Annotated in this window: 21 protein-coding genes; 13 read left to right on the forward strand and 8 right to left on the reverse strand. The window is 66.9% G+C overall.

Annotated elements, in window-relative coordinates:
* Positions 1–45 precede the first annotated feature (45 nt).
* From glf to OCW50_RS18065, 6 genes are all read right to left on the reverse strand, one after another.
* Positions 46–1,200, reverse strand: coding sequence for a UDP-galactopyranose mutase (glf, locus tag OCW50_RS18040; protein WP_262298521.1), 1,155 nt, complete (start codon positions 1,198–1,200; stop codon positions 46–48).
* A gap of 6 nt (positions 1,201–1,206) precedes the next feature.
* Positions 1,207–2,409 carry a glycosyltransferase gene (locus OCW50_RS18045; protein ID WP_262298522.1) on the reverse strand — a complete coding sequence of 401 codons (1,203 nt, stop codon included), beginning with the start codon at positions 2,407–2,409 and terminating at the stop codon, positions 1,207–1,209.
* Between the two features lie 208 nt (positions 2,410–2,617).
* A complete protein-coding gene (locus OCW50_RS18050) occupies positions 2,618–2,929 on the reverse strand; it encodes a polyhydroxyalkanoic acid system family protein (protein ID WP_262298523.1) in 312 nt (103 codons plus the stop codon).
* Between the two features lie 99 nt (positions 2,930–3,028).
* Positions 3,029–3,334 carry a hypothetical protein gene (locus tag OCW50_RS18055; RefSeq protein WP_262298524.1) on the reverse strand — a complete coding sequence of 102 codons (306 nt, stop codon included), beginning with the start codon at positions 3,332–3,334 and terminating at the stop codon, positions 3,029–3,031.
* A 77-nt stretch (positions 3,335–3,411) separates the two neighbouring features.
* Positions 3,412–3,768: a hypothetical protein gene (locus tag OCW50_RS18060; protein WP_262298525.1), complete on the reverse strand. Its 357-nt coding sequence runs from the start codon at positions 3,766–3,768 to the stop codon at positions 3,412–3,414.
* Positions 3,769–3,826: 58 nt separating this feature from the next.
* Complete coding sequence (locus OCW50_RS18065) at positions 3,827–4,246, reverse strand: septal ring lytic transglycosylase RlpA family protein (protein ID WP_262298526.1); 420 nt, start codon at positions 4,244–4,246, stop codon at positions 3,827–3,829.
* 294 nt (positions 4,247–4,540) lie between these two features.
* On the opposite strand from OCW50_RS18065, the gene crtI reads away from it, so the two are divergent.
* The 9 genes from crtI (at position 4,541) to ispH (ending at position 15,088) form a co-directional block, all read left to right on the forward strand.
* On the forward strand, positions 4,541–6,091 hold the full coding sequence (crtI, locus tag OCW50_RS18070; protein ID WP_262298527.1) for a phytoene desaturase family protein: 1,551 nt from the start codon (positions 4,541–4,543) through the stop codon (positions 6,089–6,091).
* A gap of 11 nt (positions 6,092–6,102) precedes the next feature.
* Positions 6,103–6,507 carry a DUF2141 domain-containing protein gene (locus OCW50_RS18075; protein ID WP_262298528.1) on the forward strand — a complete coding sequence of 135 codons (405 nt, stop codon included), beginning with the start codon at positions 6,103–6,105 and terminating at the stop codon, positions 6,505–6,507.
* Positions 6,508–6,559: 52 nt separating this feature from the next.
* Positions 6,560–7,609, forward strand: a complete 1,050-nt coding sequence (locus tag OCW50_RS18080; RefSeq protein WP_262298529.1) for an SAM-dependent methyltransferase — start codon at positions 6,560–6,562, stop codon at positions 7,607–7,609.
* An 81-nt stretch (positions 7,610–7,690) separates the two neighbouring features.
* Positions 7,691–9,226 carry a phytoene desaturase family protein gene (locus OCW50_RS18085; RefSeq protein ID WP_262298530.1) on the forward strand — a complete coding sequence of 512 codons (1,536 nt, stop codon included), beginning with the start codon at positions 7,691–7,693 and terminating at the stop codon, positions 9,224–9,226.
* Positions 9,227–9,321: 95 nt separating this feature from the next.
* On the forward strand, positions 9,322–10,062 hold the full coding sequence (locus OCW50_RS18090) for a lysophospholipid acyltransferase family protein (protein ID WP_262298590.1): 741 nt from the start codon (positions 9,322–9,324) through the stop codon (positions 10,060–10,062).
* Positions 10,059–11,171 (forward strand): glycosyltransferase family 2 protein, encoded by a 1,113-nt coding sequence (locus OCW50_RS18095; RefSeq protein WP_262298531.1) that lies wholly within the window; start codon positions 10,059–10,061, stop codon positions 11,169–11,171. Before OCW50_RS18090 ends, OCW50_RS18095 begins: the two co-directional genes overlap by 4 nt.
* Positions 11,168–12,826 carry a squalene/phytoene synthase family protein gene (locus OCW50_RS18100; RefSeq protein WP_262298532.1) on the forward strand — a complete coding sequence of 553 codons (1,659 nt, stop codon included), beginning with the start codon at positions 11,168–11,170 and terminating at the stop codon, positions 12,824–12,826. Before OCW50_RS18095 ends, OCW50_RS18100 begins: the two co-directional genes overlap by 4 nt.
* 13 nt (positions 12,827–12,839) lie before the next feature.
* Positions 12,840–14,123, forward strand: coding sequence for a hydroxysqualene dehydroxylase (locus OCW50_RS18105; RefSeq protein ID WP_262298533.1), 1,284 nt, complete (start codon positions 12,840–12,842; stop codon positions 14,121–14,123).
* Positions 14,120–15,088 (forward strand): 4-hydroxy-3-methylbut-2-enyl diphosphate reductase, encoded by a 969-nt coding sequence (gene ispH, locus OCW50_RS18110; RefSeq protein WP_262298534.1) that lies wholly within the window; start codon positions 14,120–14,122, stop codon positions 15,086–15,088. Before OCW50_RS18105 ends, ispH begins: the two co-directional genes overlap by 4 nt.
* Here the strand turns inward: ispH and OCW50_RS18115 are convergent.
* Positions 15,067–16,488 carry an MATE family efflux transporter gene (locus tag OCW50_RS18115; protein WP_262298535.1) on the reverse strand — a complete coding sequence of 474 codons (1,422 nt, stop codon included), beginning with the start codon at positions 16,486–16,488 and terminating at the stop codon, positions 15,067–15,069. The genes ispH and OCW50_RS18115 overlap by 22 nt on opposite strands.
* Before the next feature lie 140 nt (positions 16,489–16,628).
* Between OCW50_RS18115 and OCW50_RS18120 the strand changes: the two genes are divergently transcribed.
* On the forward strand, positions 16,629–17,606 hold the full coding sequence (locus OCW50_RS18120; protein ID WP_262298536.1) for an amidoligase family protein: 978 nt from the start codon (positions 16,629–16,631) through the stop codon (positions 17,604–17,606).
* The gene (locus OCW50_RS18125; RefSeq protein ID WP_262298537.1) at positions 17,603–18,304 is read left to right on the forward strand and encodes a gamma-glutamyl-gamma-aminobutyrate hydrolase family protein; all 702 of its coding nucleotides are present in this window, start codon (positions 17,603–17,605) and stop codon (positions 18,302–18,304) included. The genes OCW50_RS18120 and OCW50_RS18125 overlap by 4 nt, the downstream gene beginning before the upstream one ends.
* A gap of 39 nt (positions 18,305–18,343) precedes the next feature.
* Here the strand turns inward: OCW50_RS18125 and OCW50_RS18130 are convergent, their stop codons facing one another.
* A complete protein-coding gene (locus OCW50_RS18130) occupies positions 18,344–19,858 on the reverse strand; it encodes a response regulator (protein ID WP_262298538.1) in 1,515 nt (504 codons plus the stop codon).
* Between the two features lie 134 nt (positions 19,859–19,992).
* On the opposite strand from OCW50_RS18130, the gene OCW50_RS18135 reads away from it, so the two are divergent.
* Both OCW50_RS18135 and OCW50_RS18140 read left to right on the forward strand, forming a co-directional pair.
* The gene (locus tag OCW50_RS18135) at positions 19,993–22,248 is read left to right on the forward strand and encodes a glycoside hydrolase family 3 N-terminal domain-containing protein (RefSeq protein ID WP_262298539.1); all 2,256 of its coding nucleotides are present in this window, start codon (positions 19,993–19,995) and stop codon (positions 22,246–22,248) included.
* Between the two features lie 132 nt (positions 22,249–22,380).
* Positions 22,381–23,121, forward strand: coding sequence for a YoaK family protein (locus tag OCW50_RS18140; protein WP_373371470.1), 741 nt, complete (start codon positions 22,381–22,383; stop codon positions 23,119–23,121).
* The last annotated feature ends 37 nt before the right edge of the window (positions 23,122–23,158 follow it).

Consider the following 23,158-nt stretch of genomic DNA (forward strand, 5'->3'; position numbering starts at 1 on the left):
TTCCACAACTATTCTTATTGCGGAATGTTCAATGCTCTTTGTCGATTACGAAACCATCGCGGCCGAAGCCGGTACGACTTTGACAGCGGACGTGTCCGCTCCGACGGGCAGAGACTCGTTGATGCGCCGGAAGGTAGCAAGCGCCTGACCGACGATCTGGTCCATGTTGTAGTAGCGATAGGTGGCCAGACGACCGACGAACCACACGTCGGGGGTGGCCAGGGCAAGCTTCTCGTACTTCTTGAACAGTTCCTGGTTTTCGGCCTTCGGGATCGGGTAGTAGGGATCGCCTTCGGCAGACGGATACTCGTAGGTGAGCGCCGTCTTGGCATGCTCCTGGCCGGTCAGATACTTGTATTCCGTGACGCGGGTGTAGTCGTTGGTCTGCGGGTAGTTCACGACGCCGACGGGCTGATGCCAGGTCTGGTCGAGGGTCACATGCTCGAACCGGAGCGACCGGTAGGGCAGCTTGCCGAACTGGAAGTCGAAGTATTCGTCGATCGGCCCGGTATAGATGACGCGGCGGTGGGGGACGACGTTCTTGACGTCCTCGTAATCCGTCTGCGTCATGACGTGGATGTTCGGATGGCTGACCATCTTTTCGAACATCCGCGTGTAACCGTGCTTGGGCATGAACTGGAATTCGTCCGTGAAATAACGGTCGTCCCGGTTCGTGCGCGTCGGCACGCGCGAGGTCACCGATTTGTCGAGCTCCGAGGGATCGAGTCCCCATTGCTTGCGCGTATAGCCGCGGAAGAACTTCTCGTAGAGCTCGCGTCCCACGACGGACACCACCACGTCCTCGGACGTCTTGATCTCGCCGATCTTCTCGGCGCGTTCGGCGAACCAGTCCTGCAGCTGCTCGGAGGTGAGGTTCAGGCCGTAGAGCTTGTTGACCGTGTCGAGATTGATCGGAATCGGAACGAGCATGCCGTCCACTTCCGCCAGAACCCGGTGCTCATAGAAGCGCCATTCGGTGAAGCGGGAGAGATGATCGAAGATCTGCTTGGAATTGGTATGGAAGATATGCGGGCCATACTGATGGATCAGCAGGCCGTCGTCGTCGTACCGGTCGTAGGCATTGCCGCCGATGTGATTACGGCGATCGATGAGAAGAACGCGCTCGTTGCGTTCGGTGGCGAGACGCTCCGCCAGAACGCTGCCTGCAAAGCCGGCGCCTACAATCAACCAATCATACATTCCAGATCACTCCGCAGGCGTGGTGGCATAAACGGGAAGGGAAGAAGCGGGACGATCGGCCGTCGCGTCACCGGTCGCATCCAGCATGAGCTTGTGCATGGACGCCCACGTCTTGTCCCAGGATCCGGCCGCCAGATGGCGGTCGACCTTGGCAAGCCACGCCTCCTTCGGGCGGGCCAGGATGGTCTCGACCTTGGCGACCACCTCCTGGGCATCCTTGGCGATCTCGACGAGCCCTTTCTCGCCGTAGGGGCGCACCACATCGGTGATCGGCGTCGAGACGACCGGCACGCCGGCCGCCAGGAATTCCGGCGTCTTCGTCGGGCTGATGAACTTCGTGGCCTCGTTGAGGGCGAAATTCATGAAGCCCACATCCCAGCCGGACAGGTAATGCGGCAGCTCGTTGTAGGACTTTCCACCGAGCCAATGGATGTTCGGCCGCTGCGGGAGGGTCGCAGGATCGATCTTCACCACGGGTCCGATCATCACGAACTGCCAATCGGGACGCAGATCGGCGACCTCGGCCAGAAGGTCGATGTCCATGCGCTCGTCGACGACGCCGAAGAAGCCGAGACGCACATGCGGAATCGGCGCCTGGTCGTCGGGATCCTTGTCGATCGAGCGGGCCTGCGAGAAGTGCTGGAAGTCGATGGAGGACGGGAAGCCGTGAACGCTGCGATGGCGATGGCGCTTGGCCTCGTAGAGGCTCATGCCGCCCGTGAAGACCAGATCGCAGCGGGAAAAGAGGGCGTTCTCCAGATCGAGCAGCTCCTGCGAGGCGCCGCGGAAGAGCGAGAGCTCGTCCATGTTGTCGTAGACGCACAGATCGCACTCGAGATCGCTGGTGAAGGCCATGGCCATCGGCGTGTAGTACCAGAACATGCGCGGGCTCTTGGCCTCGCGGCCGATCAGTTCTTCGATCAGGTCGTGCTGCTCGGCGATGACGTCCTCATGCGACAGACCCTCGGGAAGAACCGGCACCGCGATGGTGACGCCCTGAGGCCGGTCGCTCACATCCATGTGAGGCTTCGCGCCGGCCTTGAACATGGGCTCCTCGATGATCAGGACATCGTAGTGCTTGACCGCCCGGCTGAGGAGATGCTGAGGCCGCTGCCAGACGAAATCCCAGCGCAGATGAGAGAAACAGACGAGGAGAGGTTTTTCTGAACCGACTTTGACAGGCGAACGAAGGGCATAGGACTGCGTCATCAAACGCTCATGCATAGCGCCATCCTCAAATACAGGTGTGTTGTCGCGATCGGACGGAAGAACACGGCCCGGGGTGAATAAAGCGATGTCTTAAGTGAAGCGCACCAACGAAGGGTCGTGGTCGCAATCGATGACACAACGCAGACAGGCTTGTTTAGTTCCATCTCCGTTCATATTCCTGAACGGCTATTCATCGCTATAGCCACCGTCACTTCTTCTCGAGCATCAGTGTTCCCTGCTTTTGGATGAAGGTCTTCGCCTTCTCTGCCACCATCGCGAGGATCCACGGCAACTGCACTTCGACGCGCACCTGATCCTGCATGACTTCGAGGTGGCCGCTGACGTTCTGGCCCATCGCTCCGACATGAAAATCCATGCGGTTGCCGTTCCAGGTCTCGTTGATGGACGCGACCTTGTCCCCGAACTGGGACTTCAGGCCCGTCATGCCGCCATGAAGCCGGCGCATGGCTTCGGCCTGGCCGAGGCTGTGGGGAATGGAAACGATCAGTGGCTTGGCCATGGGGAGTGCTCCGCTTTTCAACGACAAGCGAAGCAGTGCGGGTCGGGTTCCCTGCGCGAGGCGCGGCCCAACCCTGATGCCACCGTCTGGCGGAGCCGGCTACAGCATCTCGACCTTGATGGCGCGGATCACGATGGTTTCCTGCTCGAACCGTCGCTCCAGCTCAGCCCGATACCGCTCCCACCAGGAATGGTCGAGCTCCCGGGCCATGACTTCGAACACCACGATATCGTCGTGGGCGGTATGGCCGCCCTCCTTCCAGACGCCGTGGGCCGGCGCGCGCGTGAAGCTCGTGATGCCGCCGAACCGCTCGGACAGTTCCGTGCGAACCCGCCCATAGGCGCCGCCGTCGAAGCGGCGGCCGGCATTGTCGGCAAGCGGCAGAAGAATCTGGACCAGGTGCATGGACATCCCCTGAGGCGCCATAGACTGGCGCAGGAAAATAGTTCAGGAGACGGAAAAGGCGAGATCCCTCTCGAAGGTCACGCCTGCAGGGCGGCGAACAAGGCGCGATCCGTGTCCGGCCACTCTTCATCCACCTGGTAGCGGCCCGACGGTTTCGAGACGCGCCAGGGGCGGGCCGTGGATGCGTGGATCGCCTCGGAGGCACGCAGGCGGCGCGCACTCCCATCCGCCTGCACTTCGTCGATCACGACGAAGCCGAAGATGGTGAGCCGCGTCGCCATGGCTTTGGTGGTGCGATCACCCGCGTCGATCGACAGGGAGCCCGCGGCATAAACCGCATCCATGAGACTGCGTTGATCGCGCCGTGGATTGGACGTCGAGCGCGCGCCCGGAAAGCGGATGACGTTCGTCGCCTGAGACGATTTCGATTCCATGTAAGCAACCCTTGGTCCCGAATCGTGCCAAGGATCGCCGCAAGGGATTAAGAAGCGCCTAATCGAGCCTGTGCAGGGAGACGTAGCCCGTGCCGGTGGAGGTCAGCCCCAGGGCCAGGGCGGGCCCCTTGGCGAGGTCGATGATGCGGCGATGGGTAAACGGACCGCGATCGTTCACGCGGACGACCACGGAGCGGCCGTTGGTTTCGTTCACGACCTTGAGTCGCGTGCCGAATGGCAGGGAGCGGTGGGCGGCCGTCATGTCGTTGGAATTGAAGCGCTCGCCGCTGGCCGTTTTGCGGCCGTGAAACCCCGGTCCGTACCAGGAGGCGGTGCCGCGCTGAAAGGCATTGCCGGTCCCGATATTGGCCTGTGAGATGGACCCCGTGATGCTCGGGTCATTGGAGGCGGTCGTATTGCAGGCTGCTACAAGAAGAAGAGGCATCATCGCAGATGCCCGGGTGAGGATGTTCTTCAAAGACAGTCTCCCCTTCCGTTGTGGTTGGAAGTGAAACTGAGCCTTAAAGAGGCAAGAATAAGGCGCTGAGAAATTTTTCTACGTTCACTCATCCTTCAGGATTACAGATCTATTCGCGGAACTAGCCTTGAAGAGCTATGAGAAAAAATGCTATAGCCTGAATAACGTTACTTTTCTGAGTGGATTAAGCTTCACCTTTCCGTGATCGTGGAGGGCGGCTACTGGTCAAGACGCCGCACTGGTCTAGTTCAGACTTCCGTCGCTCCACCACAGCCACAGCCGAGGCAGCCGCTCATGGTCACATCCTCCCCGTCGCAGCCTGTTGCGGTCGTCGGGGCCGGTCCGGGAGGTCTTGCTTCCGCCATGCTGCTGGCCCGGGAGGGCATTCCCGTCACCGTGTTCGAGCGCGAGCCTGCCGTGGGTGGCCGCACCCGGACGATCCATGCTCCCGGCGGCTACAAGTTCGACATCGGCCCGACCTTCTTCCTGTATCCGCGCGTCCTGAAGGACATTTTCGAGGCCTGCGGCGAGCGGCTGGAGGATCACGTCGAGCTCAAGCGCCTCGACCCGCAATACCATCTTGTCTTCGAAGGCGGCGGGTCCATCCGCGCCACCTACGATCTCGACCGGCTCGAACGGGAGATCGCGCGTCTGGCCCCCGCCGATGCGCGCAACGTGCGCCGCTTTCTCGACGACAACCGGGACAAGCTCGAAGCCTTCCGGCCGGTGCTGGAACAGGCCTTCTCAAGTCCGGCCGATCTCTTCTCGCCGGCGATGCTGGCGGCCCTGCCGAAGCTGCGGCCGTTCTCCAGCGTCGACAGTGACCTCAAGCGCTACTTCGCCGACCCGCGCGTGCGTCTGGCCTTCTCGTTCCAGACGAAATACCTCGGCATGTCGCCATTCCAGTGCCCGAGCCTGTTCACGATTCTCTCCTTTCTCGAATACGAGCACGGCGTGTTCCATCCCATGGGCGGCTGCGGCGCTGTCTCGGACGCGATGGCCCGCGTGGCGCGCAAGATGGGCGTCGACATCCGCCTGAACACGCCGGTGGACCGCATTCTCTACGAAGGAGGCGAGGCTGTCGGCCTCGAGGCCGGCGGTGAGAAATTCGCCGCCGGATCGATCGTCGTGAACGGGGATTTCGGCCATGCCATGCAGCGTCTCGTGCCCGAATCCATGCGCCCGCGCTGGACGAACAAGAAGCTCAAGCGCGCAAAGATCTCCTGCTCGACCTTCATGCTCTATCTCGGCATCGAGGGCGATGTCGGCGAACTCGCCCACCACACGATCCTGCTGTCCCGGGAATACGAGCGCAACATCCGCGAGATCACCGGCGGCATCCTGCCTGAAGAGCCGTCGATCTACGTGCACCATGCGGGCGCGACGGACCCGTCCCTGGCGCCCAAGGGCCACACGAGCCTCTACGTGCTGGTCCCCGTGCCGAACCTGCGCTGCGGGATCGACTGGACCCGCGAGGCGCCCCGCTATCGCAGGCTCGCCCTCGAGCGGCTGAAGCTGCTCGGGCTTCACGACATCGAGGACCGCATCCGGTTCGAACGCGTGGTGACGCCCCGCGGCTGGCAGGACGATTTCGCCGTGTTCGATGGCGCCACCTTCAACCTCGCGCACAATCTCACGCAGATGCTGTACTTCCGGCCTCACAACCGCTTCGGGCGCAACGTCTATCTGGTCGGCGGCGGCACGCATCCCGGCAGCGGCCTGCCGGTGATCTACGAGGGCGCACGTATCACCACGCGCCTGCTGCTGGAGGACCGGGAGCGCCGCCGGGCAGGCCGCCGGGAATCGGAACCTGCCGTCACGCCGCTTGGGGAAGCGGCTCTCTAGAGGAACGCCGGATGGGACGCATTGGACTGACGATCGCTCTTCTGCTTTCCGCCTCTTGCGCCCAGGCGGCGACGCTGACGATCCGCGCGCAGGGCGTTCAGCCGGATCAGAACATGGTCTATGCCGGAATCTGCGACACGAGCTTCGAGGAAGCCACCTGCCCCTACAAAGATCGCGGCCAGGCCACGTCGGGCACGGTGGAACTGCGGGTCAGGAACGTGAAGCCCGGCACCTATGCCATCGCGGTCTTCCATGACGTGAACGGCAACGGCAAGCTCGACCGCAGCTTCATCGGCCTGCCCAATGAGCCCTACGGCTTCTCGAACGACGTGGGCCGCCGCGGCCCTCCGAACTTCGAGGCGGCCCGGATCGTCGTCAGGGAACCCGCGACGACGGTCGTGATCCCGATCCGATAGGGCTGCCATGCTGTGGCGCGCCTATGCTCTCCTGTCCCACGGAGGAGATCGCGTGGGCTTCGGATCCATCGGTCTTCCCACATGGCATCGCGCGGGCGCTCCGCCGTTCCGGCGATCGGGCGACGTACTGAAGGTCCTCGAAGAGGCCGATCATGCGATCTGGTCGGCCAGCGCGCTCTCGGCCTGTGCCGAAAGCGGTCTTCTCGCCCAACTCGGCAAGCCCATGGCGATCGACGAGTTGGCGCGAGCTGCATCGCTGCCGCCCCGGCTCGTGCAAGTCCTGATCGACGTTCTCGCCAGCTATGGCTTCCTCGTGTGGGAGCGCGACCGCATCCGCGCAGCGCCGTCCCTCATGCCGTTCACCACGCCCGAGGGAGTGGCGACCTTTCAGGCCTCCCTTCGGGCTCCTCTTCTGCAGGCCGAGAGCTTCCGGCGCAGATCGACCGAGGGCACCCTGACGCTGGACGGCTGGACCCACACCGATGAGGCGATCATCGAAGCTCAGGGGACCCTGACCCAGCTCTGGACCACGCGGGCTCTGCCCAAACTGAAGTTCCTGCCGGGCCTGGTGCCGCGTCTCGAGCGACCCGGCGCGGGCCTACTCGACGTGGGCGCAGGAGCCGCGGGCCTTTCGATCACGCTCTGCAGGCACTTCCCACACCTGACCGCGGCGGCGCTCGAGCCCGCCCCGCACCCGGCGGCCGTCGGGGCGCGCCATGTGCAGGAGGCGGGCCTCGCGGCTCGCATCGACGTTCGGCAGGAGCGGGTGGAAGATCTGAGGGACGAAGAGGCCTTCGACCTCGCCTTTCTGCCTCAGATGTTCCTGCCCGAGGCCATCATCCACCAGGCGATCGAGCGGGTCTTTCGCGCCCTGAGGCCCGGCGGGTGGCTTCTCGTCGCCGTTCTGGCATCGGAGGGTCATGGCCGGGCCCCCGCGATCAACCGCCTGAAGAACCTGCTCTGGGGCGGGGGCATCCGCACCGTGAACCACCTGAGGCCACGCTTGGCCGCGGCCGGGTTCGACCCGGTGATCCGCGCACCGGGCGGGGCCTCACTTCGCATGATCTGCGCCCGCCGACCAAACCTTCGTGATCCGTCTTGAACTGGCCCCTGGCCTTCCTAGAACCATGACGATTGGACGCAGACCCACGACGCGTGGGCTCGTGCCCGGCGGGAGGAATGCGTGAGCGCTCAAGGGACTTCGGTTGCCGTGATCGGCGGAGGATTGGGCGGGCTGGCGGCAGCCTGTGTCGCGGCGGCGCGCGGGCACAGGGTCACCCTCTACGACAAGAATGCCTGGATCGGCGGCAAGGCGGCGGTTCTGCACGAGGCCGGCTTCCGCTTCGACATGGGACCCACGATCCTCACCGTGCCGCGCGTTCTCGAACGCATCTTCGCGGAAGCCGGCCGTCACCTTTCCGACTATCTCGACCTCGTCCGTCTCGACCCGCAATGGCGGTGCTTCTTCGACGACGGGACGCAGATCGACCTCCAGGAGAACATCGCCGCCATGGCCGAGGCCATGGACCGCTTCGCGCCCGGCAAGAACGCCGGCGACGGGTACAAGCGCTTCCAGGAGATCTCCGCCCACCTTCACGACATCTCGAACCGGTTCTTCTTCTGGAAGCCCGTCGAGGATCTCTTCGACACCATCAACATCCGGGCCAACATGAACCCCGCGACCCTGCGGGATGTTCTGTCCCTGCGCATGGGCTCCTCCGTGGCCGGCACCATCCGGTCAAAGGTGAAGGACGAGCGCCTGGCGCAGATGCTCGATCACTTCACGCAATATGTCGGCTCATCCCCGTACGGCTCGCCCGCGGTGCTCTGCGCGATCGCCCACATGCAGGCGGCCGACGGCGTATGGTATCCCATGGGCGGAACCCGGGCCGTGGCGGAGGCCCTGGCGAAACTCGCCACGGAACTGGGCGCCACGATCAGGACCGACTGCGACGTGGCCTCGCTCAGGATCGTGAACGGCGCGGTCGAAGGCGTCGTCCTCGCGAGCGGCGAGACGGTCGCCTACGACACCGTCGTCTCCAACATGGATTCCATCCGCACCTACCGGGAGCTGGTCGGCGGCGAGGTCGGCGAGCACTACGCGCGCAAGGATTTCGAGCCGGCCTGTTCCGGCGTGGTGCTCTATCTGGGTCTGAACAAGCGCTACGATCATGTCCTCCATCATGACTTCGTGTTCTCCCGGGACCCGGAGGAGGAGTTCGACTTCATCTACCGGCGCGGCGAGCCGGCACCTGATCCCACCTGCTATCTCGCGGCGCCGGCCGCCACCGATCCGAGCGTCGCGCCGGATGGCGGCGAAGCCCTCTACGTGCTCGTCCATACGCCTTACCTGCGCCCGCACCACGATTGGTCGCAGATGTTCCCCGCCTACCGTCAGACGATCCTCGACAAGCTGAAACGGACGGCCGGCATGGGCGACATCGAAGAGCGCATCGTCGTCGAGCGCCATCTCACGCCGCAGGACATCCACGACCGCTACAAGGTGCTGAACGGCGCCATCTACGGATTGGCGAGCCACGGCAAGTTCATGGGCGCCTTCAAGCCGGGCAACCGCAGCCGGCAGGTGCGGGGCCTCTACCTCGCGGGCGGCGCCGCTCATCCGGGTCCCGGCATGCCGATGGTCATGATGTCGGGCTGGATCGCCGCCGACGCCCTCGACGCAGACAGCAAGGTCGAGAATCTACGGAACGTGTCTTGAGCCAGAACCCGAGCAAGGCAGAGACCGCGCGCGCCTTTCCCCACGGCCCGGGAGCCTCTCCCGTCGCGCGCCGCTCCGCCCTGCTTCATCGCTTCATGGTCTCGACCTTCCGGCGCTACTTCATCCGCCACATGAATGCCCTGCGGATCGCCTCATGGGGACTGCCGGATGTGCCGCAGCGGGGCCCGGTCGTCGTCTATTCCAATCACCCGGCCTGGTGGGACGCGGCGGTCTACATCCTGGCGGCCGACCGCTTCTTTCCCGCCTACGAGAGCTACGCGCCCATCGATTCCGCGATGCTCGCGCAATACGGCATCTTCGGCCGGATCGGCGCCTTCGGGGTCGATCTCGACAGCCCGCGCGGCGCAGCCGACTTCCTGAAGGCCGGCGGAGAGATTCTTGCGGCGTCCGACCGGGCACTCTGGATCACCGCGCAGGGACGCTTCGGCGACGTGCGCGAGCGCCCGCTCGGCCTCAAGCCCGGCGTGGCGCGCCTCGTCGAGCGTGCGCCCGACTGCACGGTCCTGCCCCTCGCCATCGAATACGGCTTCTGGCTGGAACGCGGCGCGGAGGCCTTCATGGCGTTCGGCCCGGCGATGCGCGGGCAGGATCTCGTGAACCTCGCGCGCCCTGCCCGCCTGGCACGGCTCGAGAGCGAACTCGCCGCGACCCTCGACCGCCTGAGCGCCGATGTGCAAAGCCGCGAACCGGCCCGCTTCCGGGCCGTGCTCGAAGGACGCGCCGGCGTCGGCGGGCTCTATGACGGGTGGCGGCGCATGGCGGCGGCCCTGCGCGGACGCGCCTTCGACCCGTCCCACGAGGGACGCGCCTCATGATGGTGCTCGGCTTCCTCCTGCTCGCGCTGGCCGCCATCCCGTTCGTGCTCGCGCTCATGAACCTGAGCACCTTCCGGGCGACGCCCCGCCACGCGCCGCGGGGCGATGTCCTCGTGTCGATCCTCATTCCGGCCCGCAACGAGGCGAAGAATATCGGACCGGCTCTCGAGGCGGCGCTCGGCAGCATGGGGGTGCCCGTCGAGATCCTGGTGATGGACGACGGGTCGACAGACGGGACGGGCGATATCGTGCGCGCCGTCATGGCCCGTGATTCCCGGGTCCGCCTCCTCACCGCGCCGCCGCTGGAGGAGGGCTGGACGGGCAAGATTCATGCCTGCCATCATCTCTCCGAGGCGGCACACGGCACGCATCTCCTGTTCGTCGACGCGGATGTGCGCTTGAGCCCCCATGCGGCGGCTCTGCTGGCGGGCCACGTGCAGGCGACCGACGCCGGTCTCGTCAGCGCCGTGCCGCGCCAGATCATGGTCACCCTCGGCGAGCTGCTGACGGTGCCGACGATCAATCTGCTGCTTCTCGGCTACCTGCCCATGGGCTTCATGCGCCTCTCGCGGGATCCCGGCCTGGGAGCGGCCTGCGGCCAGCTCATGCTGATGGAGCGTGTGGCCTACCGGGCCAGCGGCGGTCACGCAGCGATCCGGTCGCGCATCCATGACGGCATCCAGCTGGCGCGCCTCTTTCGCCGCAAGGGCATCATGACGGATCTGATGCCCGGCGAGCGCCTCGCCACCTGCCGCATGTATGCCGGCTTCGGCGAGGCCTGGAACGGGTTTGCCAAGAACGCCCACGAAGGCATGGCGACGCCGGTCGCCTTGCCGATCTGGACCGTGCTGCTGCTCGGCGGCCATGTCCTGCCCTTCGCGCTTCTCCCCTTCTGGCCAAGCCTTCCGCTGGCCGGCGCGGCTCTCCTGTCGCTTCTCACCCGCACATTCGTGACCTTCGCCACCCGGGAAAGCCCCTGGTCCATTCCCCTGCATCCCGTCACGACCCTTGCAGGCCTCTCCATCCAGTGGAGCGTGCTCCTGCGGATCGGAGAGGCTCGCCGTGCTGGGTGGAAGGGCAGGCTTTATCCCCTGGAGGAGAAGCCATGAGCATGGACTCGGGCCAACCCTCGAAGCGGCCGCGCGACGAGAACTTTCCGGTCGCCTCCCTGGCGCTCTCGCGCGAGCACCGGGACGCGGTTCTCGCCTTTTACGAATTCGCGCGAACGGCCGACGACATCGCCGACGCCCCCGATCTCGGCGCCGCCGAGAAGCTGGCGCGTCTCGATGCGCTCGAGCAGGCCCTCGTATCCGGCGATGCGGACGTTCCCGAGGCCGCGCGCCTTCATGCCGTCGAGAGGCGGCACAAGGCCGGCCTGAGCCAAGCCCGCGACCTGCTGCGCGCCTTTCGCCAGGACGTGGTCAAGGCGCGCTATCACGATTGGGCGGAGCTGATCGATTACTGCCGCCTGTCGGCCAATCCGGTCGGCCGCTTCCTGCTGGCCGTTCACGGCGAGCGCGGTTCTGCCCACGGGCCGGCCGACGCCCTGTGCACGGCGCTTCAGATCCTCAATCATCTTCAGGACTGCCGCAAGGATCGCGAGCACCTGGGCCGGATCTACATCCCGATCCGATGGATGCTGGGCGCGGGCTCGGAAACGGCCTTCTTCGATCCGTCGCACACGAGAATGCGCCGGGATGTCTTCGACGCCATGCTCGACCGGGTCGACATGCTGATCGATCAGGCGCAATCGCTGCCGGAGCACCTGCGGAGCAAGCGCCTGCGGGCGCAGAGCATTGCGACCATCGCCCTCGCCCGACGCCTGAGCGGGCGCCTGCGACAGGCCGATCCGGTTCTGGAGCGCGTGCAGGTGAGCCGAGCCGACATCGGCATGGCCTTCCTGCAGGGCCTTCGCGGCACGGTTCGGGCTCCCTCATCGAGCGATCGTCATGTGACGGCAGCCGTGGTGCGGCGCTCGGGCTCGTCCTTCCGCCTCGGCATGAGGAGTCTCGGTGCGGAGCGCCGCCGCGCCATCCACGCGGTCTATGCGTTCTGCCGCGCCGTGGACGACATCGCCGACGGCGCAGCGCCCGCGTCCGAGAAGCGCGCCTTCCTGCGCGAATGGCGGCGCGAGCTCGACCGGCTGCACCGGGCGCCGGAAACGCCCATCGGGCGGGAGCTCGCCCGCGCGTCGACCCTTTTCAAGCTGCCCGTCGAGGAGTGCCACGCGCTGCTCGACGGCATGGAGACGGACAGCGCCGACCGGGTGCGCCTGACGGGCGATGATGAACTGGGCCTCTACGGCCGGCGCGTCGCCGGCTCGGTCGGCGCCCTGTCGATCCGCATCTTCGGCGTGCCCTCGGCGCACGACTTCGCGCTCAATCTCGGACGCACCCTGCAGCTCGTGAACATCCTGCGCGACGTGGACGAGGACGCGGCCTGCGAACGGGTGTACATCCCCCTGTCCCGGCTCGCACAGCTCGGGTTGCAGGACGCCCCGGCGGCCACGCTCGTGGCCGATCCGCGTTTCGCCCGCGTCTGCGAGAACCTCGCCGAGGAGGCGCGGGCCGGTTTCGCCGATGCGGATGCGGCCCTGGCCCGTCTCGACCGCCGGGCTCTGAAACCGGCGATCCTGATGATGGAGAACTACCGCCGCGTCCTCGATCGCCTGCAGGCGCGGGGCTGGGGCACCCGTCAGGGCAGGCTGCGCCTGAGCGCCGCCGACCGGCTGCATCTCATCACCCGCGCCATGAGGCCCGCATGACGACGAGGCCCGCATGACAAGGCGCACCCACATCGTCGGAGCCGGCATCGCGGGCCTGAGCGCGGCGCTTGCCGTCACGGGACGCGACGGCGAGGCCATCGTCTACGAGGCTGCCCCGCAACCCGGCGGGAGATGCAGGACGCTCCAGCCCGCCGACGGCTTCATCCACGACAACGGCACCCATGTGCTCTTCACGGCGAACGGACGCACGCTCGATCTCCTCGAGACCGTCGGCGCCCGCAACCGGTGGCTCGAGCCCGAGCCCAAGGGGCTTCCGCTCTACGACGGACGCACGGATGCCTTTCAACGTGTCGGCCTCTCCCCCTGGTCCTGGCTCCTTCCCTCGCGCCGCCCGCCCGGGCTGACCGTGCCGGATCTGGCGCGGATCCTGCGCCTCCTCTTCCCCGCGAAGGATTGCCCGGTCGCCTCCATCATCGGCGACCGGCCGATCATGGACAGCCTGATCGAGCCCTTGACGGTGGCGGTGCTCAACACCCCGGCCGCGCAGGCGTCCTCGCAACGGCTCGCCTGCGCCCTGCGACAGCTCCTCCGGCCCGGCTCAGGACGCCTGCTGGTGGCGCGGAACGGTCTGAGCGCGGACCTGATCGAGCCCGCTCTCGCCACGCTCGCGACGAGAGGCGCATCCGTCCTGACCGGACAGCGCCTGCACAGGCTCCTGATCGGCAACGGGCGCGCCATCGGCCTCGCCCTGTCCGACCGCACCGTGATGCTCGGTCCGGACGACCAGGTCATTCTGGCGCTTCCGCCCTACGAGGTGGCGCGGCTGCTCCCGGGGCTGCCGGTGCCCGCCTCCTTCGAGCCGATCCTCAACGTTCACTACCGTATGAATGGTCCGGCCGCTCCGCGCTTCGTCGGCTTCACCGGCACGCTGGCGCAATGGGCGCTGATCCGCCCGACCCATGTGAGCGTCACCGTCTCGGCGGCGGATGCGGTGATCGATCGGAATGCCGCCGATGTGGCGGCCAGGATCTGGCGCGAGATCGTGCCGGCCCTGCGCCGTCTCGGACTCGACGCGGCAGGCGACCGCCAGCCCGACACCCGGGTGGTGAAGGAGAAGCGCGCGACGATCCGCCAGGCCGCCGAGGTTCTCCCGCAGCCCCCCCTGCTGCCGCTTGCCAATCTCGCCTTGGCCGGGGACTGGCTCGGGTCCCTTCCCGCCACCATCGAGAGCGCCGTCATGGCCGGAGAGCATGCCGCTGCCCTCCTGCGCAATGCACGCTGCACCCGCGCCTCCATTCTGCGCGACCGCCCCTTGAAGACGGAGGATGCGGCATGATTCAGGACCATCCCCCGCTCACCGTGCTGCTCGCGGCGCCCCGCAGTTTCTGCGCCGGCGTCGAACGGGCCATCCGGGCCGTCGAGGATGCCCTCGAGCGGACAGGCGGGCCCGTCTACGTACGCCACGAGATCGTGCATAACGGCCGCGTGGTGGAGGATCTCAGGCGCAAGGGCGCCATCTTCGTCGAAGACATCGCCGAGATCCCGGAGGGAGCCGTGGCGATCTTCAGCGCCCATGGCGTGTCCCGTGCGGTGGAGCGAGAGGCGGCGGGACGCCAGCTCTCGGTGCTCGACGCCACCTGCCCGCTCGTGCGCCGCGTCCATCTCGAGGGGCAGCGTCATGCCAGGGCCGGACGCGAGGTCATCGTCATCGGTCACCGCGGCCATGTGGAGATCGAGGGAACGACGGGGCAGATCGACGGCACGGTGCACGTGATCGAGAGCGTCGCCGAAGCCCTGACGATTCCCGTCGCGAACCCGGAGCGCATCGCCTACATCACCCAGACGACCCTCTCCGTGGACGATACGCGCGAGATCATCGCGGCCTTGAAGAAGCGCTTCCCGGCGATCCAGGGCCCCGACGTCAAGACGATCTGCTACGCCACCCAGAACCGCCAGATGGCGGTGCGCGTGATCGCCACGCGGGCCGAGCGGATCATCGTTTGCGGGGCGCGCAATTCCTCGAACACGAACCGCCTGTGCGAGGTGGCCGTCAGCGAGGGCCGTCAGGCGCTCCTCATGCAGGATCCGAAGGACCTCACGCTCTCCTTCATCGACGGCGCGGCCGTGATCGGCCTGACGGCGGGCGCGTCCGCGCCCGAGGATCTGGTGCAGGAGGCTCTGGCGCGCCTCGCCCAGTGGCGCAGGCTGACCGTCGAAGAGGTGCGCGTGACCCATGAGGACGCGCATTTCGCCCCCGTCGATCTCTCGCGCCTCGTCGATCAGCTCGCGAACGCTTCCTGAACGTCCCGCGGCGTGGCCGCGACCAAGCCCAACCGGTCGCGGCGCAGCCAGCGCCACAGCATCAGGCAGGCCACCACGGCCAGGCCGCTCGCAAGGCCGATCCAGATGCCGACGCCGCGCAGCGAAGTGCCGAAGGCCAGGAGGGTGCCGAGCGGCAGGCCCACGCCCCAATAGCCGAACGCCGCATAGAGCATGGGCACCCGAGTATCCTGCAGGCCGCGCAGCATCCCGGCGCCGACCGCCTGCGCGCCGTCCACCAGCTGGAAGATGGCGGCCACCACCAGGAAGGTGCGCGCCAGATCGATGACGAGCGCGTTCGTCGGATCGCCGACGTCGAGGAAGACGCCGAGCAGGAGATGGGGCGCGAACAGCATGAGGGAGGCCGTGAGGACCATGAAGCCGGTTCCGAGCGCAAAGGACGTCCAGCCGGCGCGGGTGACGCCCTGCGCGTCCCGCGCCCCATAGGCCCTTCCGACGCGCACCGTCACGGCCTGACCGATTCCGAGGGGCACGGAGAAGCAGAAGGACGCGATCTGCAGCGCCACCGCATGAGCGGCCAGTTCGCTCGCGCCGATGCGGCCCATGAGCATGGCGGCGGCATTGAAGATCGTCACCTCGAACATGAGCGTCAGGCCGATGGGAACGCCGATCCGCCAGAGGGTGCGGTAGCGCGGCCAGTCGGCCCGCCAGAAGCGCCCGAACACATGATAGCGCCTGAACTTCGGATGGAGCACGATCACGAGGGCGAGCCCGAGGAACATGAAGGTGCTCGAGATGATCGTGCCGATGCCGACGCCGATCAGCCCCAGAGCCGGCAGGCCGAAGGAGCCGACCATCAGCACATAGGCGGCGCCGAAATTCACCGGAATGGCCAGGAGGCCGATGAACAGAGCCCAGCCGGGGCGCTCCAGCGCTGCCAGGAAGGAGCGAAGCACCAGGAAGAACAGAAACGGCAGAAGGCTCCATTGCAGGGCACGGATGTACTGACCTGCATCACGAGCGAGCCCCGCCTCCTGCCCGATGGCGACAAGGATCGCCTCTCCGTTCCAGGCCACGATCCAGATCGGGACCGCGACGGTGACGCAGGCCCACAGGCCCTGGCGGACCGTGCGCCGTACCTCGCGCACGGAATGGCGCTTGCGGCCGAGTTCCTCGGCGATCATCGGCGAGGTCGCGTTGACGAGGCCGATGCCGAAGATCAGGAAGGCGAAATAGAGGTTCGTCCCCAGGGCGCCGGCGGCCAGAGCCCCGGACCCCATCCAGCCCATCAGGATGACGTCGGACGTGATTAGGGCATTCTGCGCCACGGTGGCGAGGACCAGAGGCCAGCCGAGGGACAGGGTGGCGCGCAGCTCCGCCATCCAGGCGGCGCGCTCGGTCACGGAGGTGCGGTGAATCATGGTAGCGGGCTTGTACCCGGCCCACGGCCGGAAGGCCACACCTCACCGCCGGAAGGCGAAGTCTCGCCGGACAAGGAACCCGAGCGGAAGCGCATCCGTTCATTCCCTTGCTCACGCTTTGGTGTTGTCCGGAGTTCTCGATGGCGCAGACGGCGCTCTCAACCGATATCGATTTCGCCCTCCCGCCCTGCCTGGACAACGAGCGGGGCGAACGGCGCACGGTCGGGGTCGAGATCGAGTTCGTGGGGCCGTCCGCGGAGCAGACCGTGCAGGCCCTGCAGGAGGCCCTCGGCGGGCGACTGATCGAGGAGGATCCCCATGCCTTCGCGCTGAAGGAATCGGCCATCGGCGACCTCACGGTCGAGCTCGACAGCCGCATCCTGCACCCGGGCAAGCAGACTGGAACGCAGAAGGGCGTCCTGCCCAAGATCGCGGCCCTGTTCGGGTTCGCGGCCCGCTACCTCGTTCCGTGCGAATTGGTCACGGCCCCGTTTCCGATCGACCAGCTTCAGGAGCTCAACCGTATCCTGACGGTCCTGCGCGGGCTTGGCGCCAAGGGCACGCAGGATGCGCCCTTCTATGCCTTCGGCCTGCATTTCAACCCGGAGATCCCGCGCCAGGATGCGGCCACCGTCACGGCCTTCATGAAGAGCTTCGCTCTGCTCAACCCCTGGCTCCGGCGCGAGGCATCGCCGGACGCCACGCGCAATCTCCTCGGCTTTGCCGATCCGTTCCCGGCCCAGTATGTCCGCAGGATCGCCGAGCCGGATTACTGGCCGGACATCCCGGCCTTCATCGACGACTATCTCGCCTTCAACGCGACCCGGAACCGGGACCTCGATCTGCTGCCGCTCCTGCATCATTTCGACGCGCAGCGCGTCCGGGCCATCCTGCCGAACGAGAAGATCAACGGCCGCCCCACCTTCCATTACCGCCTGCCGGATGCACGGGTCAGCGACCCGGGCTGGAGCATCGCGCCGGACTGGAACCGCTGGGTCTGCGTCGAGCGCCTGGCGGGCGACCGGGACATGCTGGACGCCGTCGCCTCCACGTATCTGTCGTTCGACGGGGAGGACAAGAGCTGGGCCAACGTGGTGGAGCAGATCGTACGGCCATGACGACTCCCCTGATCGGCGTCACCACGTCCCGGCGCGGGGGATGGCGCAGCTACCTGATGCACCGGCTGGCGCTCTACCGCGCCGGCGCGCGCTCCGTCCGCCTCGTGCCCGGACATCCGCTGCCGACGGAGCCGCTGCAGGGCCTCGTGATCGGCGGCGGCGACGATATCGGGGCCGAGATCTATGGCGGCAAGGTCCTGCCCGACGTACGCATCGATCCCGAGCGCGACAAGCTGGAGCTCGGTCTCCTGAAGGCGGCCCTGCCGGCGGGGCTGCCGATCCTCGGCATCTGCCGCGGATCGCAGATGATCAACGTGGCGCTCGGCGGCACGCTGCATACGGACATCTACGAGGTCTATGTTCAGGCGCCGAAGATGCGCACGGTCCTGCCGCGCAAGACGGTCACCATCGCGCGCGGTTCCCGGCTGGACCGGATCCTGAGCTGCAATCCCTGCCAGGTGAATGCCCTCCACCACCAATCCGTCGACCGGCTCGGACAGGGGCTGACCATCGCCGCCCAGGACGAGAGCGGCATCGTGCAGGCCATCGAGAGCGAGAACGGTCCGTTCCTGCTCGGCGTTCAGTGGCATCCGGAGCTTCTGGTGTGGAAGAAGCCGCACCAGCGATTGTTCGCGGCTCTGACCGAAGCGGCGCGCGAGGCGGAGGCGCCCCTGTCCGCGACGGCGCTCGCCGGCTAGCGCATCGTGCGGACCCGGAGGGCCGCACCATGCGCTTGTTCAGCGCGCGCGCCGCGACGTGCGCGGGAACAGGGAAATCACCTTGTTGTCGCTGCGCGCATTGAGGTGCCGCTGGATCGCCACATGCAGGTCGCGGCTGACGACGGGCTTCTGCAGCAGCGGGAACTCGCTGTCCTCGCCCGCGATACCGGGGCTGCCGGTGATCAGCAGCACGGGCAGGTCCGGAAAGACCTGCCGCACTTCCCGCGCCAGCCCGACTCCGTTCATCGTCCCGTGCATGGCCACATCGGCGAGCACGAGCGCGGGCCTGCGCGTGTTCAGGGCCTTCACGGCCTGGGCCGCATCGGTCGCGATGCTGGTGACGTAGCCGAATTCCTCCAGGGTCGATTGCAGCGCCAGCGCGACTTCGAGTTCGTCGTCCACCACCAGAACTTCCGTGTGGCCCTGCACGCTCTCATCCGGCACGTCCTCCTCGCGCGTTGCCCCGACGGGGAGCAGGGTCGCGTCGGACCGCGGAATGTAGAGGATGATGGAGGTCCCGGGACCATCCCGGCGCACTTCCGAGGTTCCGCCGAGCTCCTGCAGGAAGTGGAGGCTCTGACGCAGGGACAGCCAGGATGAGAGATCGAGATCCCGCAGGGCGAAGGCCTGTTCCGCATCCGCCTCCGGGGCATGGCGTCCCTCATCGGGGCCGGCGCTGTGGATGATGAGCTGCACGAAGTCGCCCTCGCGGGTCAGATCGGGCAGCGCGCCTCTGTCGACCTGCACGTTCCGGGCCTCGATCGTGATGACGCCCCCTTGAGGCAGGGCATCCCGAACATGGCCGCTCAGGGACACGATGGCCGTCTGGATGTCGTCGGGATCCGCCTCGATGGTCCAGAGGTCCTCCGCCAGGGACACGTTCAGTTCGACCGTATCGCGCAGCAGGGAACGGCTCATCAGATCGGCGACCGCGCTCACCTGTTCGGCAATGTTCACATATTGCCGCTTCCCCTCGCCCGGCTTGGCGAAGGCCGTCGATTGGGCGATGAGCTTGGCGGCCTGATCCGAGGCCACCAGGGCCGAGAGCAGCTTGCGCTGGAGGATCGGCTGGTCCTTCAGCTGGCGGGCTGCCGAATCGATGTTCGCACTGATCACCATGAGCCGGTTGTTGAGGTCGTGCGCGATCCCGTCCCTCAGCCGATCGACGGCTTGCGCCTTCTGCATGCGGCGCAGGGCATCGTCCTCGTCGGAGGCCGGCGGCTCCTCGAAGACCGTGAATTCGGCAAAGGCGAGGGCTGGGTCCTCGGGCGGCTCGAAGGCCGCCGCCGTGACGTCCTCGAACACGGAGAACTCGTCGGACTCGTCATCCTGCCTGTCCCGCAGAGCCTGACTGATCTGCCGGCCGATCACCAGGGGAGATCCGGCGGCGAGCAGCAGAAACAATCCCGCCGACGCGGCAACGAGAGCCGAGTTCCGGAGATAGGCGGCCGCCGCCAAGGCTCCTCCTGACATGATCAGGGCGCCGGACAGGCTCAGCAGGGACAGCTTCAACGAGACGGGCAGCAGATGCATGAGGCTTTCTAAAATAAAATTTGACCTGACGGCCCCCAGACGCCACTTGCAAAACCAATCTTGTGCGGCACGACAGGGCGGCAAGCGAGGGAGACCTCGCGATAAAGTGGTATTGTTCCATAAAGGAGATAATTGTGCGGCTTTCTGATGTCCCTGGCTTGGCGCAACTGGCGCTGGCATTGGCCCTGACGGCTTCGTCTCTTGCCACGGCAGCCGCTCAGGAAACCGGAGACCAGGCCATCGAGCGCCGCGTGAACGAGCTTCTCGGGCAGATGACCCTGGAGGAGAAGATCGGGCAGCTGAACCTCGTTTCCCACGGCCCGCCGCTGCGCTGGGAGGACATTTCCGAAGGGAAGGCCGGGGCTCTCCTGAACTTCAACAGCGCCCGGGACGTGGCCCGGGCCCAGGCCCTGGCCCGCCAGAGCCGTCTCAAGATCCCGCCTCTCTTCGGTCTCGACGTCCTGCACGGCTTCCGAACCCAGTTTCCCCTGCCCCTGGGCGAGGCTGCGGCCTTCAGCCCGCGCATCTCGCGCCTCGCGTCCGAATGGGCCGCCAGGGAGGCCGCCTATGTGGGCGTGAACTGGACCTTCGCGCCCATGGCCGACCTGTCGCGCGACAGCCGCTGGGGCAGGATCGTCGAAGGCTTCGGCGAGGATCCCACCCTGGGCGCCGCCCTGACGGCGGCCCGCGTGGAAGGCTTCCGCAAGGGCGGCCTCGCCGCGGCCGCCAAGCACTTCGCCGGCTACGGGGCGCCTCAGGGCGGGCGCGACTACGACACGACCTACATCCCCCGGGCCGAGATGTACGACACCTACCTGCCGCCGTTCCGGGCCGCCGTGGACGCCGGCACGGCGAGCTTCATGGTGGCCTTCAACGCCCTGAACGGCGAGCCTTCGACGGCCAATCCCTGGCTGCTGACGGATGTGCTGCGCACCCAATGGGGCTTCGACGGATTCGTCACCTCGGATTGGGTCGGCATCGGCGAGCTCATCAACCACGGCGTCGCGGCCGACGGGGCCGAGGCCGCCCGCAAGGCGATCCTCGCCGGGGTCGACATGGACATGATGGGCCAGCTCTACATCAAGCACCTGCCCGACGAGGTGCGCGCCGGCCGCGTGCCGGAGAGCGTGGTGGACGAATCCGTGCGGCGCGTGCTGCGCACGAAATTCCGCATGGGCCTGTTCGACCGCCCGGACATCGATCCGACCCGCGTGGATTCGGCCTTTCCGACGCCGGAATCGCGCCAGATGGCCCGGGAGGTCGCGCGCGAAACCTTCGTGCTGCTGCAGAACCGGGACAACGTGCTGCCGGTGCCGCCGACCGTGCGCTCCGTCGCGGTCGTCGGGCCCCTCGCCGATGCGCCGCACGACCAGCTCGGGCCTCATGCCGCCCGCGGCCACAAGGAGGACAGCGTCTCGATCCTCGAGGGGATCCGCCGCCGCGCCCAGGGTACGGGGATCACGGTGCGCCATGCGCCGGCCTGCGACCTGTTCTGCCGCAGCACGGACGGGCTGCCGGACGCGCTCGAGGCGGCCCGGCAGTCGGACTTGGTGATCGCCGTCTTCGGCGAACCGCAGGAACTGTCCGGCGAGGCCGCCTCCCGGGCCCATCTGGAGCTCAACGGCCGGCAGATCGAGGTGCTGGAGGAACTCGCCAAGACCGGCAAGCCCGTCGCCCTGGTGATCATGGGCGGGCGCCCTCAGGTGCTGGGCCCGGTGGCCGAGCGCATCCCGTCGATCCTGATGGTCTGGTATCCGGGCACGGAGGCCGGCCCCGCCGTGGCCGACGTGCTGTTCGGCGACGTGAGCCCGAGCGGCAAGCTGCCGGTCACCTGGCCGCGCGCCACGGGACAGCTGCCCTTCTACTACAACCGGCTCCCCAGCAGCCGTCCGACCCTGCCCGACAACCGCTTCACCCTGAACTACATCGACGAGGCGATCACGCCGCTCTATCCCTTCGGCTGGGGCCTGAGCTACACCCAGTTCGCCTATTCCGACGCGAAGCTGGCGAGCCGGCGGCTCGACGAGGGCCAAAGCCTGGAAGTGTCCGTCAGCGTGACGAACACAGGCGCGCGCGACGGCCAGGAGGTCGTGCAGCTCTATACCCGCGACCCGGTGGCGAGCCGCAGCCGGCCCCTGCGCGAGCTGAAGGCCTTCGAGAAGATCGCCCTGAAAGCCGGCGAGACGAAGCAGGTGACGCTGCGCGTGCCCGTCGAGTCCCTCGGCTTCCACCTCGACGACGGCACCTATCTGGTCGAGGCGGGGGCCATCCAGATCTTCGTCGGCGGCTCGTCGCTGGCCGAGCCCGCGGGCGAGGCGGAGATCCTCAAGACCTTTCGCATCCCGCCCATGGAGCGTCGCGCCTCGGCTTCGACGAGCGTGGCGCAATAAGCAGGAGAATGGCCGGAGACCGGTCTCCGGCCATCATTTGGATCATTGAATTCGCCACAGGACCGGCGGTAGGCTCAGCGGATGAAAGTCCGATCGACACATCCGGAGCATCGCGACTTCACGATCCGATCGGTGAGGACCATCGCGGCGTCCGAACGGACCGGCGGGGCCGATACGCTCCTGGGCATGGCCCTCACCTTCGTGGCGGGCGCGGTCAACGCCGGAGGCCTTCTGGCAGTCGGCCAATACACCTCGCACATGTCGGGCATCGTCTCCGCGATGGCCGACAATATCGCCCTGGGCTCGCTCGGCCTCGTGGGATTGGGCCTCGGAGCCTTCCTGCCCTTCGTCCTCGGGGCGGCCTGTTCGGCCATGCTGATCAACTGGGGCAGGCGCCAGCACCTGGGCAGCCGCTATGCGGTGCCGCTGATGCTGGAGGCTTTTCTTCTCCTGGCGTTCGGCCTCCTGGGCTGGCTCACCCATCCGTCACCGGTCTTCGCGGCCGTCGCGGTGTCTCTCCTCTGCTTCATGATGGGCCTCCAGAACGCCACGGTGACGAAGATCTCGGGCGCCCGCATGCGCACCACCCATGTGACCGGCATCGTCACCGACATCGGCATCGAGCTCGGCAAGCTGTTCTACTGGAACCGCAATGCGCACAATCCGGACCGGGTCCTGGCCGACCGGGGCAAGCTGCGCCTGCTCGTCCTGCTGTTCGCATCCTTCTTCGCCGGCGGAATCATCGGGGCCATCGGGTTCAGCAGGATCGGGTTCCTGTTCGCGCTGCCCTTCGCCCTGCTCCTGCTGCTGCTCGCCGGACCACCCCTCGCCGAGGATGCGGCCGCCCTGACCCGACGCGTGGCGAAGCGCTGACCCGCCCTTGGCCGACGGGACGAGGCTCACATCTTTG

The organism is Microvirga sesbaniae (assembly GCF_025460805.1).
GTDB lineage: Bacteria > Pseudomonadota > Alphaproteobacteria > Rhizobiales > Beijerinckiaceae > Microvirga > Microvirga sesbaniae.